This window comes from Photobacterium sp. TLY01 (assembly GCF_021432065.1).
Taxonomy (GTDB): Bacteria; Pseudomonadota; Gammaproteobacteria; order Enterobacterales; family Vibrionaceae; genus Photobacterium; species Photobacterium halotolerans_A.
The window spans coordinates 946,629-958,906 of sequence record NZ_CP090364.1 but is presented as its reverse complement, the minus strand read 5'-3'; the positions used below and the strand labels follow the sequence as shown (position 1 = coordinate 958,906).

The 12,278-nt window shown below is 47.9% G+C and carries 12 protein-coding genes; 2 read left to right on the top strand and 10 right to left on the bottom strand.

Annotation, left to right across the window (positions count from 1 at the left end):
* Positions 1-19: 19 nt before the first annotated feature.
* The gene (locus LN341_RS04795; protein ID WP_234204173.1) at positions 20-913 is read right to left on the bottom strand and encodes a LysR family transcriptional regulator; all 894 of its coding nucleotides are present in this window, start codon (positions 911-913) and stop codon (positions 20-22) included.
* A 135-nt stretch (positions 914-1,048) separates the two neighbouring features.
* On the opposite strand from LN341_RS04795, the gene ampC reads away from it, so the two are divergent.
* The gene (gene ampC, locus LN341_RS04790) at positions 1,049-2,215 is read left to right on the top strand and encodes a class C beta-lactamase (RefSeq protein WP_234204172.1); all 1,167 of its coding nucleotides are present in this window, start codon (positions 1,049-1,051) and stop codon (positions 2,213-2,215) included.
* A gap of 161 nt (positions 2,216-2,376) precedes the next feature.
* Here ampC and LN341_RS04785 read toward each other — a convergent pair whose 3' ends face one another.
* On the bottom strand, positions 2,377-2,622 hold the full coding sequence (locus LN341_RS04785) for a hypothetical protein (RefSeq protein WP_234204171.1): 246 nt from the start codon (positions 2,620-2,622) through the stop codon (positions 2,377-2,379).
* A gap of 78 nt (positions 2,623-2,700) precedes the next feature.
* Here LN341_RS04785 and LN341_RS04780 point away from each other — a divergent pair, with 78 nt between their 5' ends.
* On the top strand, positions 2,701-3,594 hold the full coding sequence (locus tag LN341_RS04780; RefSeq protein ID WP_234204170.1) for a LysR family transcriptional regulator: 894 nt from the start codon (positions 2,701-2,703) through the stop codon (positions 3,592-3,594).
* A gap of 69 nt (positions 3,595-3,663) precedes the next feature.
* On the opposite strand, the gene LN341_RS04775 is transcribed toward LN341_RS04780, so the two are convergent.
* The 8 genes from LN341_RS04775 to LN341_RS04740 all read right to left on the bottom strand — a co-directional run bounded on the left by LN341_RS04775 (position 3,664) and on the right by LN341_RS04740 (position 12,270).
* Positions 3,664-4,089, bottom strand: a complete 426-nt coding sequence (locus LN341_RS04775; RefSeq protein WP_234204169.1) for a hypothetical protein — start codon at positions 4,087-4,089, stop codon at positions 3,664-3,666.
* Between the two features lie 299 nt (positions 4,090-4,388).
* Entirely contained in the window at positions 4,389-5,447 is a 1,059-nt protein-coding gene (locus LN341_RS04770) for a fatty acid desaturase (protein ID WP_234204168.1), read from the bottom strand.
* Positions 5,448-5,556: 109 nt separating this feature from the next.
* Complete coding sequence (gene nhaA, locus LN341_RS04765) at positions 5,557-6,915, bottom strand: Na+/H+ antiporter NhaA (protein ID WP_234204167.1); 1,359 nt, start codon at positions 6,913-6,915, stop codon at positions 5,557-5,559.
* Positions 6,912-7,907 carry a protease modulator HflC gene (gene hflC, locus LN341_RS04760; protein ID WP_120510348.1) on the bottom strand — a complete coding sequence of 332 codons (996 nt, stop codon included), beginning with the start codon at positions 7,905-7,907 and terminating at the stop codon, positions 6,912-6,914. The genes nhaA and hflC overlap by 4 nt, the downstream gene beginning before the upstream one ends.
* The gene (hflK, locus tag LN341_RS04755; protein WP_234204166.1) at positions 7,904-8,977 is read right to left on the bottom strand and encodes an FtsH protease activity modulator HflK; all 1,074 of its coding nucleotides are present in this window, start codon (positions 8,975-8,977) and stop codon (positions 7,904-7,906) included. Before hflK ends, hflC begins: the two co-directional genes overlap by 4 nt.
* Before the next feature lie 488 nt (positions 8,978-9,465).
* On the bottom strand, positions 9,466-10,830 hold the full coding sequence (locus tag LN341_RS04750) for a TrkH family potassium uptake protein (protein ID WP_234204165.1): 1,365 nt from the start codon (positions 10,828-10,830) through the stop codon (positions 9,466-9,468).
* Position 10,831: 1 nt separating this feature from the next.
* Complete coding sequence (locus LN341_RS04745; RefSeq protein ID WP_234204164.1) at positions 10,832-11,485, bottom strand: TrkA family potassium uptake protein; 654 nt, start codon at positions 11,483-11,485, stop codon at positions 10,832-10,834.
* A gap of 86 nt (positions 11,486-11,571) precedes the next feature.
* Positions 11,572-12,270 carry a response regulator transcription factor gene (locus LN341_RS04740; RefSeq protein WP_234204163.1) on the bottom strand — a complete coding sequence of 233 codons (699 nt, stop codon included), beginning with the start codon at positions 12,268-12,270 and terminating at the stop codon, positions 11,572-11,574.
* Positions 12,271-12,278: the final 8 nt, after the last annotated feature.

Here is a 12,278-nt window from a genome sequence, read left to right as displayed (position 1 = left end):
TGTCCGCGAACTTCGCATTTCATTCCAAGGCGCCATCCCCCGCACCAGCCTGTGCGAGTAACCAGTGTTTAAAATGAATCTGAGCCTGGCTCTCTTTCTGCGCATGCAGCTTGGTGAGCCAGTAAGATCCCTTATGCAGATAAATATCAAACGGCTGCACCAGCTTTTCTTCCGTCAACAACCTTTCAAACATGACAGAGGGCGCCAACGCGATCCCGTAGCCTTGCATGGCCGCTTCGACCATGGCGATGGAGGAATCAAACACGATAGCGCTCAGTTTCGCTTTTGGCACTGCCACTTTGGCTTCATTCAGCCACAGTGACCACTCATCGGGTTGATAGGATCGCAATAAGGTGTAGTTCAGCACATCTCTCGGTGAGGACAGTGCCAGGCCGATTCCCGGCGGGCACAATACAGTCAACGGCGCGGGAAAAAGCTCAGTCGCCTCCGTGGCATGCCAGCTGCCTTTCCCGAAACGGATCAGATAATCCAAACCTTCTGCTACCGGGTCTGCTTTGTTGTTATGGGTTGAGATACGCAGGTCAATCAGGGGATAACGCGCCTGAAAATCTGCCAGACGAGGCAGCAGCCAGTTCACTGCAAACGTGCCGACAACCCCCACAGAAACGACTTCTCTGCGAATTCCCTGCATCAGCATGTCCATCGCTTCAGACAGGTTTTCAAACGCCCCTTTCACCACAGGCAGCAGTATGCTCCCCTCTTCCGTTAAATTGAGTCCTCTGGACTGACGGATAAATAAAGACACGCCCAACTGCGCTTCAAGCATTTTGACCTGCTGACTGACAGCAGCCTGAGTGACACACAGTTCGACCGCCGCCTTGGTAAAATTCAGATGTTTTGCCGACACCAGGAAGGCACGCATCGCATTCAACGGTAAGTGGGTAACATTCATCTTCAGACCCTAGATTTTCTGATGGCTCATCTTAGATTTCACAGATTGTGCCTCAAATGAACTCACTTTAATATCCGCCCATCACCCCGGGGTTCCGAACAAAATCATTCACGTTTAACCGAGTCAGAAGTCACCATGAAACCTATCCTCTGCAACACCAGAACATTGATTTTATCTGCCCTGTGCCTGTTCTCTGTCGCAGCACCGGTCCACAGTCAAACCGCGACCGACCCGATCAGACAAGTCGTTGATCAGCAGGCAGCAAGACTCATGGCTGCTTATCAGATTCCGGGCATGGCTTTCGGCATCACCATCCGTGGCAAAGCACATTACTACAGCTATGGTCTGGCCGATGTCCAGCATGGTCTCCCCGTCACAGAACACACGATTTTTGAACTGGGTTCAGTCAGTAAAACCTTTGCCGCAACGCTGGCCAGTGATGCCCAGCGTCAGGGCAAGCTGTCGTTTGACGATCAGGCATCGGCATACCTGCCCGAACTGAAAGGCAGTGCCATCGGCGATACCGCCTTAATCCAGCTGGCTACCTATACCGCAGGCGGATTACCGCTGCAGTTTCCGGACCCGGTGACAGATCACGCGGCCATGCTGGACTACTACCGTCACTGGCAGCCCGCATTTCCGGCCGGAACCCGCAGGCAATATTCAAATCCGAGCATTGGTCTCTTTGGCCATATTGCGGCAATGAGTCTGGGAGAGTCCTACGCGACGCTGATGGAAAGCCAGATCTTGCCAGCGCTTGGCATGACTCAGACCTTTGTGAAAGTCCACGCTTCCAAGCAGGCTGACTACGCCTTCGGCTACAACGCCGCTGGCGAGGCGGTTCGGGTGACTCCCGGCGTACTGGACGCCGAAGCTTATGGCATTAAATCAACGGCTGCCGATATGGTGCGCTATATCGAAGCAAACGTCGGGACGGCGCAGGTGAGCCATGCCATGTCGCAAGCACTGACCAATACCAGAATCGGGTATTATCAGGCCGGTCCGCTGACCCAGGGACTGGGCTGGGAAATGTATCCGTATCCGGTGTCGCTGGACACCCTGCTGGCAGGCAACGCCACCGAGATGATTCTCAACCCGATGCCGATTCAGACAATTGATTCCCCCAAGCCACTTCCGGCACAGATCTGGGTGAATAAAACCGGCTCAACCGGCGGATTCGGCGCTTATGTGGCGTATATCCCTGCCGAACGAACCGGTATCGTGATTCTGGCCAACAAAAATTACCCCAACGCCGAACGCATCAAAGCGGCGTATGCCATTTTGAATGCTGCCGTAAAATAGTTCGTCAGCACTTCACCTTGTTTTCCCTGTGCTCCGCTGTCAGTCAATCCGACAGGAAGCACAGGGATTTCTTCTTTACTGTTGGCGCAAGCTATTCACCGCAGCGATTCACCGTAATGTTTGCCACTTTTTGATGATTCCAGACATTTATCAAAATAAAACTAACAAGCCAATATTTTTTTCTGCTGAAATGCCGCTGCAATTTCATGCCATTCAAACCGGCTCATAAAACTGGCACGGGCATTTTCTGCGTTGTTTGCCTCAATGAATACCGGCGCTAATACAAACCCCTGCCTGAATAAACTCAGAATAATATCCGATGAGCTTTCTGCATTGAGGGCTTCAAAAACCAATACATCTTCTTTTACCAGCACACAAAATTTCATACAAAAACCATCCATCAACATTCGATATCAGAATTATCGCCATTTATGCTATAGTGCCTAGTGATATTAATTTTATGGCGATAACTTAAAGTTATGAAGGTGAATCCAAAATATTTACGCTCGATTGAAATTCTGGCCAGAGTGAAAAACTTCAGAATTGCCTCACAAATACTTTGTATTTCACAACCTGCACTATCCAAACAAATTAAAAACTTTGAAGATGCCTATGAGATTGAAATGTTTATCAGAGACAATCAGGGAGTGACTCTCTCCGAGGCAGGAAAACTTGTGATTGATGAAATCACCGCTTTAAACCGACATCTTCAAAAAACAGATGAATTCATTGCCAGTATTTCCAGGAACAACCTGTCACCTTTATCAATTGCGTTTGGCAAGTCCAGTAATGACTTCCTGCCTGTTCTGATTCGTGAGTTCCAGAAAAATCACGATAAAATATTGATTTCTCTGAGTGATATCTGCTCTCAGGAGCAAGAGGAACAATTGCTTTCAGGTGCATTAGACATTGGATTTATGAGAAAGCCAATCTCTCAGACGCTTAATAGTATTCCGGTGTCAAAGGATGAATTTGTTCTGGCCGTTTCAAAAAATCAGTATATCGATGACAACATTGACGGCTATTTACAGAAATATAATCTGCTGATGATGAGTAATCACAGCAAGTCTCAGATCAACTTACACACAATGGCTTTATTAAAAGGCAGAACATACAAGATCACAAATATTTCTGCAGACTTACAAACGATTATCACTTTAATTTTATCCAATACAGGTGTTGCAATTTTACCGAAGAAATCAATTCTCGGTATTTACGATGCCATCCAATTAATCCCGTTTCAGGAAAACACACAGTGGGATATTCATATGGTATGGCATCCAGGCAGTCCGGCTCGTTCGGTCGCACTTTTCGTAGACCATGTCAAAAACGAGCTGTCAAAACCTGGATGCCAACGGAAGGATAGACAACGATTCTGAACATGAATACGGCATCAGATCGCAGATGATTGAGCATGATGTCGCAACGTCAATCACACGACTCCCTGTCTATGAAGCCGTCTTCTTATGAATCTGGACCTCTGTCAGCATGAATTTGAGCTCATCAACGGAGCCGACCGAATAAGACACCATTGCTTCAGGTTGAATGTGCTGACCGGTTTGCTCTGAAACCAATCTGGCGAGTTGCTCTGGCTGGATCTGTCCATCCTGTGTCTTGAGCATGTTCAGTTCTTCTTCGTTTAAGGTTTTCGCTGTTCCTGGCAGATAAATGGTGCCGTAATACAAATCCACCCCAAAAGCGATCAGTCCGGGCACAACAAACAAAAGCAAGCCCGCCGCATCCAAAACCGCAATGGCCGGATCTACCTGACCGCCCCGTTGGCCTTTTCGCTCCGGGTGTAACAACACACCACACCCCGACAGCTGAATCGTCAATATCGCCGTCAAACTGATTCCCAACACCTGATGTTTCATTTGGTCTCCTTACCCCGGTCGATCCGAAAAATTTGTTGCCGTTTTTTATGATTGCTTGGTCTAATTATGGCGATAAATGAGCAACTTGCAGAAAATTTTGGCGAAATTTATCCATCTTCACCAGCCTGTACCTGCCGAAACAACAACTGAATAGCCGACAGTGACTGCGATGATGTTTTCCCTGCGAAAGCAAGAAATCGATCTGATGTGCTATCCGTCACGGGCCTGCGACGACGATCGCTATAGCAAATTCAACGATGAGACTATGCCATTAAAGCGCACCTTTAACGACACGAACCTTACCTGGCTGCGTCTTCTTTGCTTGTGCTCGCTTCACGATAAGAAACCATGCGTTGTTTTTCTTCATCCCATAAGGCCGAGCGAAAGCAGTCTGCAATATCTCTGGGGGAAAGCGTTGTCACTATAGGGGTTTGCAATTCAGGAATCGCTGCCATTACTTCAGGTAATCGGTAGAAAGGAATGCGAACGTTCAGATGATGAATATGGTGATAGCCGATATTGCCGGTAAACCATTGCATAATCCGGTTCATACGCAAAAAACTGGAAGATTCGATTGCCGCTCTGTAATAATTCCAGGCCTCCGGAGACACAATCTGCATGCGTCGAAAACTGTGCTGCGCAAAAAACAGATAGCATCCAATCGCAGAGGCAATCGTCATAGGCAACAGGATGACAAAAAAGACCAGGTTGAATCCACCCAGTACCCACAGCAAGGCAATGAGTCCGAAGTGAACAACGAGGGCTATAAGCGAATCCAGATGATTAGCCGGAGAGCGTAACAATGGGATAAGCGTAATGTTGATAGCAAATACAATAGGATAACTCAACAACACTACCACCGGGTGTCGTTGGACTCGATAGGCCAGCCGTTGCCAACGCGTTGAGGTGTGCCACATTTGGGTGGATATAATGGGAAATGCCCCCGCACTGATGCTCGATATTTGCCCTACATGACCATGATGATAATTATGGCTTTCAAGCCATGACCGGGGCGGTGTTAATACAAAGGCTCCAAAAGCATGAAAGAGCCAGAAAGCGATACGTGAACGACGGAGAATTGCACCGTGCAGATAATCATGGAAGGTGATGAAAGAGCGAACAATGAGCAACGCTCCCAAAACAGAAAAGACCAGCCGGAGGGGCCACGCCGACACTATTCCTGCTGCCGCCAATGCTGTTAGCATTAACACAAAGGTAGAGCTGACATACCACCAACTTATTGCCGGCGACTCTTCAGTATAAGGCCTGGTCGCGTCAAGCAATTCCTTGCCTACCCTAAGGCCTGCGCTATGCTCGGGCGGGCCTGCATCATCAGACCTCGCATTTCCCATGACCATGACCTTTCCTCCTCAATATAAAATTAGATCTGTTGCCATCGAATTTCCATCAGAGAAGAGAAGGTCCTGTGCATTCACGAAGGGATACACATTGAGCTGAGTAAAAAGGTTACGCTTTCTCTTTCATGCGCAAAGCATCTCGCCTTAACAACACACTGAGCAGGATAATTCCTGTCAGGGCCGAAACTAATGAGGCGGATAAAATACCCAGTTTTGCAACGCCAGCGAGTGCCGGAGTTAAAGCCAAATGGGCAATAAACAACGACATGGTAAACCCGATGCCGGCAAGCATCCCCCCCGCCACCAGATAGAGCCAGGGTAAATCAGGCGGCCGGACAGCCAGTTTCATCAGGATCGCCAGCCTGCAGAATAAAAGAATACCTATGGGTTTCCCTATTACGAGTCCGAAAAATATAGCCATATACAAAGAGCCGGATGATTCAGAAAAAGAAAAAGAAACACCTGCATTTGCAAAAGCAAACAGAGGCATGATGACAAAACCTACCCAAGGATGGAGTAACATTTCCAAGCGCTCCAGAGGCGAGAGTGCTTCGCGTGCTGCCGCTTCTGCGGTTTTCAGAACTTGGCGATCGAGATTTTTCACACCGTGTTGTTTTGGCAAAGATGGCGGCACAACACATTCCATGATAGTTAACAAACGCTTTTCATTGATCCAACGACCTGTCGGCGTCATCAGCCCAAGAATCACACCGGTTACCGTGGGATGTACACCTGACATGTCCACCGCGAGCCAGATCAGTCCACCTATCAACGAATACAAGGCGATACTCCGAACGCCGAGAAGGGTCATGGCCTTAACTGTTATAAATCCGATCACTGCCAGACCAACATAATAAAAATTAATGTTTTCCCCGTAACCGACAGCAACAACCACAATGGCACCAATGTCATCAATGATGGCCAAAGACAGCATAAATACCCGCAAACTTTTCGGGACACGAGGACCAAGTAAAATAAGGCAAGCAATAACAAATGCCGTATCTGTCGCCATGACGATTCCCCATCCCTCTTGCCCTGGCTGGCCCAGTTGAAAAGCCAGATAGATCAATGCCGGCACCAGCATGCCTCCAAGGGCTCCTGAAATAGAGAGCATTGCCAAACGCGGCGTATTTAATTCTCCCAACACAATTTCACGTTTAAGTTCCAGTGCAACCAGGAAGAAAAACAATGTCATCAGTGCATCATTGATCCAGGCCTGCAGCGACCGGGTAAACGCCACCGACCCTATTGATATTCCGATAGGTACATCCCAGAACGATAAAAATGTTTCCGCCCAGGGAGAATTCGATAGTGCCAAAGCCACAAGGGTAAAAAATAGCAAAATAGCCCCGGCAGCGGCCTCAGTTCGCAGAAAACGGGTGATGGGCTGGGTTATCCAATCAACATATTCTTTAGGTAATTGCGTAGGATGCCCTCTTTCATGAGGACGAAACGCTGATTTTTTCATGGCCCTTCCGGTGTGATTTGCTCACTGACAGGTGGGGATATCCGCTTCAGAAACTTAAATAAGTCACTTTCAGTGGACAGTATCAGCGTGGTATTTTCGGTCATGATGGCCTTGTAGGCTTGCAGAGTCCGGGTGAACTCATACAAATTCGCGGCCAGAGGACTTTGGTTGTATGCCTGAGCATAAATCTCAGCGGCCTTGGCATCAGCCAAGCCCCTAATCTCTTCCACCTGACGATAGGCTTCTGATTGAATCTTATTCAAATCACGCACGCGATTACCTCGGATTCTGGCCGCTTCACCGTATCCTTCAGATAAAAAGCGTTCAGCAATCTGGCGGCGTTCACTGATCATTCTTTCATAGATTTTGGGTCTGACACTTGCGTTGTAGTTGATTCGTTTGAAGCGGATATCCAATAATTCGATACCAAATACACGCACTTTATCAGCAGCCGCAGTAAAGATTTCATCTTCAATAATCTGGCGTCCCTTATGAATTGGCACCAAATTGCCCATTGTTGAATCTCGTACCGCATCTGCCAACAATGCATCCCTTAATGGCTGCCGACCTTTGGTCGTTCGGATGATTTCAATCAGTTCATGTTTGGCCACCGCGTTGCGCGTTTCACTACCAAGAATGTCATCCAGCCGGGACTGAGCGCTGCGTTCATCACGCAGACGAAGGAAAAACTGTAAAGGCTCTGTGATCCGCCAACGTGCAAACAAGTCGACCGAAATATAGAGTTTATCCTTAGTCGGCATATCTGAAGGGTTGCCATCCCATTCTAAAACGCGCTTATCTATCGCATTAACCTCCTGAATAAAAGGTATTTTAGTCTTGAGGCCGGCCTGCGTAATAGGCTGGCCAACAGGTTTACCGAATTGGGTAATGATAACCTGCTCCACTTCACTGACTGTATAAAGGGTCCCACGCAATGTCAGCATGAATAAAGCGAGTACCACAATAACAATCACTGGAACAAATTTTTTCATGGCTGCTTGCCTTGCTGTATTGTTTCGGCTTTAAGATCCAGAAATGGCAAGATACTGTGTGTTTGTTCATCTATGATGATTTTGGAATGAATCCCGGGCAAAATGACCTGCATGGTTTCAAGGTATATTCGCCATCGAGTCACTCCTGGCGCTTTAACATATTGAGTAAGCAAAGCATTAAACCGAGCCACATCCCCTTCTGCCTCATTAATTCTTTTTAGTCGGTATCCATCTGCTTCACGAATGCGCTGATCTTTCTCACCTTCCGCCAGCGGGATCACTTTGTTGTAGTCGCGTCGCGCTTCGTTGATGAGCTTTTCTTTTTCTTGCTGTGCCTGATTGACTTCATTAAATGACTCCTGAACGGGTTTAGGCGGGTTAATATTTTTCAGTTGCACCTGATCAATATTGATTCCCATTACGTACTTTGTTGCAAGTGCCTGCATTTTCACGAGCGCTTCAGATTCAATCTCTTGTCGGCCAATAGTGATAACTTCATCAACGGTGCGATCACCAACCACTTCTCGCATGACTGATTCTGAAACATCACGCAAGGTGGCAGTGGGGGCGCGAACTTCAAATAAAAATTTCACCGGATCGGCAATACGGTATTGAACGACCCATTCCACTAATGCTGCGTTTAAATCGCCGGTAACCATCTGAGTTTCTAACTCGCGATCTTGTTCAGACGGATTCTGATAAGGATCAGTTGCACCAAGCGTGATAAACCCAAACTCTTGTTTTAGCTGGCGTTTAACAGGAACGACTGTTGCTGCATCTATACCGAGTGGTAATTTGAAATGTAAACCGGGTTGTATTTCTGAATAAAACTTGCCAAAGCGTTGAACAACAGCGATAGAGTCACTGGGGACAGTGTAAATAGCCTGCCATAAACTGATTAAAGTAACGACTATCAGCATGAAAATCACAGCACTACGCATATTACTCACAGGAAAAAAGCGCCGGATTTTACTCGCACTTTTTTTCATACTGCGACCAAGGTTTTCAGGCGCTCGGGCTTTTAGTCCATAAAACGATTCACTGGAAGAAGGATCATTGGGTGCAGGCATTATCGTTGCCTTAAAATTTAGCAAAACAGCATACTATGAATAAGGTTGGTTGGTTTTCGCCCATCTTTCAAGCTGAACGGGGAATTAAACCCAAATGCATATGCATGCAGTCTTTTAATATTTAACACTGCATAATGATATTAAGATGTTGATTTTTAATATCAAATAAAATTAAACAGCGCCGAATGACATTTAAACTTCAACACGATGCCAGTAGTATATATTGGATATAAAAACGGCATTGTTATTATAAAAACAATGCCACTTTTTCGCCCCTTTAAAGAAATAAATGACATTGTTCATACATCGTATTTATAACCTCGTCACACACTGTCATCAAATCAGGGAAATCATCAGGTTATTTTTATCTCACCCACTTTTTATTCATCCAACACTATGAATATCCTCAGAGTTGCCGACCATGGCGTCAGACTTCTCGGCGACTGTGATGCCAACGGAGAAACAAGCATTCACTCAACCAGCCCACACTAGCCAATCGCCAGTTTGGTTTCAGCGTAGCGAATTTTTTTCTTTCTGGGGCTGGCTAAAAAGTACGCCAGTGTCAGCGGTCCTAACCTGCCCATATACATCATAAAGATAATGATAAACTCCCCCGCGGCGGAAAGATTACCGGTGAGTCCTCTCGACAGGCCCACAGTGCCCAGCGCAGACACCGCTTCGAAGACGATATCCAGCATGGGCGCGTTTTCACTCAGTAACAGGGCAAAAATGGCCAGCCAGGTTACGCCGGCAGAGATTAACGTCAGCGCCAGCGCCTTGCTGATGGTTTCTTTGGTGATCTCGCGTTTAAAGACATCCACCGCTTCATCGCGCCGTAAATAGGCGTAGGTGGCTAAAATAAGCACGATAAAGGTCACCACTTTTATCCCGCTCGCGGTACTCAGAGAGCCGCCACCAATGAACATCAGCACTAACATGATTGCGGTAGTTGCATCTTCCAGCTGGTCAATCGCCAGTGTATTGAAACCCGCCGTGCGCGGCGTCACCGCCTGAAACCAGGATGCCAGCCACTTGCCGGATTCACTCAAAGGGGCCAGGGTATTCGGGTTGTCGTACTCAATCAGATAAATGGCGATTAATGCCACCAGGTTAATGATGACTGTACCTGATATCATCATCCGGCTGTACACCGTCAGGCGCGACCAGCAGCGATTGCGCCTGAGATCCATCCAGACCGAAAACCCCAGACCGCCAATAATGAACAGGCCGGTTATCGTGATATTCACAACAGGATCATCCACATAGGGCATTAAACTGTCTGCGCTTAACGCAAATCCGGCATTATTGAAGGCGCTGATGGTATAGAAAAAACCGTGAAACAGGCTCGTTTGCCAGCCCAGTTCCTCCCGCCAGTACAGGGTGAGCACAGTGATACCTATCAGCTCGACGATCAGGGCAAACCCCAGTACCGATTTCGCCGTGGCAGCCAGTGTCGATGAATCGGTCTGATTAAAGGCTTCCCGGGCGACAGTACGCTCTAAAAAGCCGATTTTTCCCCCCAGTGCAATCAGGGTTACAACCGCAAAGGTCATTAAACCAAGCCCTCCGCACTGAATAAGCAGGGCAATCACAGTTTGGCCAAATGGCGTAAACACAGTGCCGGTATCAACCACTACCAGTCCGGTGACCGTTACCGCCGAGGTTGCCGTAAACAGGCTTTGCACCCAGCTGATAGGCTCGTGAGTCGCAATCGGCAGCTTCAGCAGCCCGGCACCAATAAGAATTAACAGCATAAAGCTGGCACTCAGGATGAAAGGCGGTGCGCCCAGCAGCTTTTTACCGGCCTTGGGGCGACGCTCGATGGGAGAGACGGAGGGATGCCACAATACCATGCTACACCAACCTTGGCGCGATATACTTCAGTTCTGCCCGAGTGCCGCAGAGTAAAAGTATGTCGTGTTCTTTGAGTGCAAAGTTCGTGTTAATGCTGGTGAACACCTCCTGCTCCCGCTTCACCAACACAGCCTGCACACTGCCTCTCGCATCGCCTAATACCCGGGAAACCGGCACATCATGCAGCGCGGGTTTCACATGAATTTCCACCACGTATAACCCATGCCCGATCGCCAGGTAGTTATTGACCATGGGATAATTGAGCGACTGTGCAACGCGGATCCCCATTTCTTCTTCCGGATGAATAATGCGTTGCACGCCCAGTTTCGACACAATCGTATGGTGCGCTTTGGTACTCGCTTTGACCCAGATTTCCTTTACCCCGAGATTTTTCAGCGCCAGCGTGCACAGCAGGCTCGATTGCATGTCCTGACCAATAGCCACCAGCACAGCTTCGCTGCTGGTCAGATCCAGCTCCCTTAACGCGCTTTCATCGGTAGAATCGCAAATCACAGCTTGCGTGAGCTCTTCGATATACTTCTCGACAATTTTCGGGTCTCTGTCTACCCCTGTTACTGTATGCCCGAGATGAATCAATTCCAGGCTGGCGGACACGCCAAAGCGTCCTAAGCCAATGACTGTAAAATGTGCCATTACAATACCTTAGTTATTTATTCCAACAATGAGGGAAAAAACTCGCCAGTCCCGTAAAGAACGCGATACGGCGGATAAATCAGGGGTTAACCGCTATCTGACGGGCCAGAAACCAACCGATAACCGAGCCCGGATTCCGTTTTAATCAACTGCTGCTCGTCTGCACTGTCATTGAGTTTTTTGCGCAGCTGGCTGACTAAAATACGCAAATAATGCGTGTCATCACGATGGGTCGCTCCCCAGATAACATCGAGCAGAGACGATTGTTTCACCAGCTTGCCCGGTTGCTGAATAAGCTGCTCAATAAAGGCAAACTCTTTCTTTGTTAACGGTATTTCATGACCGTCTAACCAGCATTGATGGGTACTTTTTACTATTTTCAGCCTGCCGCAGATCATTTCATCATTGGTCACCTGGTCATCGACCAAATCTCTGACCAGCACTTTAATGCGCGCGATCAGCTCCTTGATACCAAAGGGTTTGCTCAGATAATCGTTGGCGCCGGCTTCAAGTAAACGGATCTTTTCTTCTTCCTGATCCCGGGCTGTCAGAATCAGTACCGGGGTTTTATGAGATGTGCGGAGACGGGCCAGAAAAGCCGCGCCATCGCCATCAGGCAGACCGAGATCCAGAACGACCACATGGGGAGCATGCGCCTCAAAACACGCTGTTGCCGACTGAAGAGTATCGGCCCCCAGATAGTCAAATCCCTCAGCGGCAAGGGATATGCGGATAAAGGTGTGAATCTGAGGTTCATCATCCACCACTAAAATTTTATAGCTCATGATTTTTC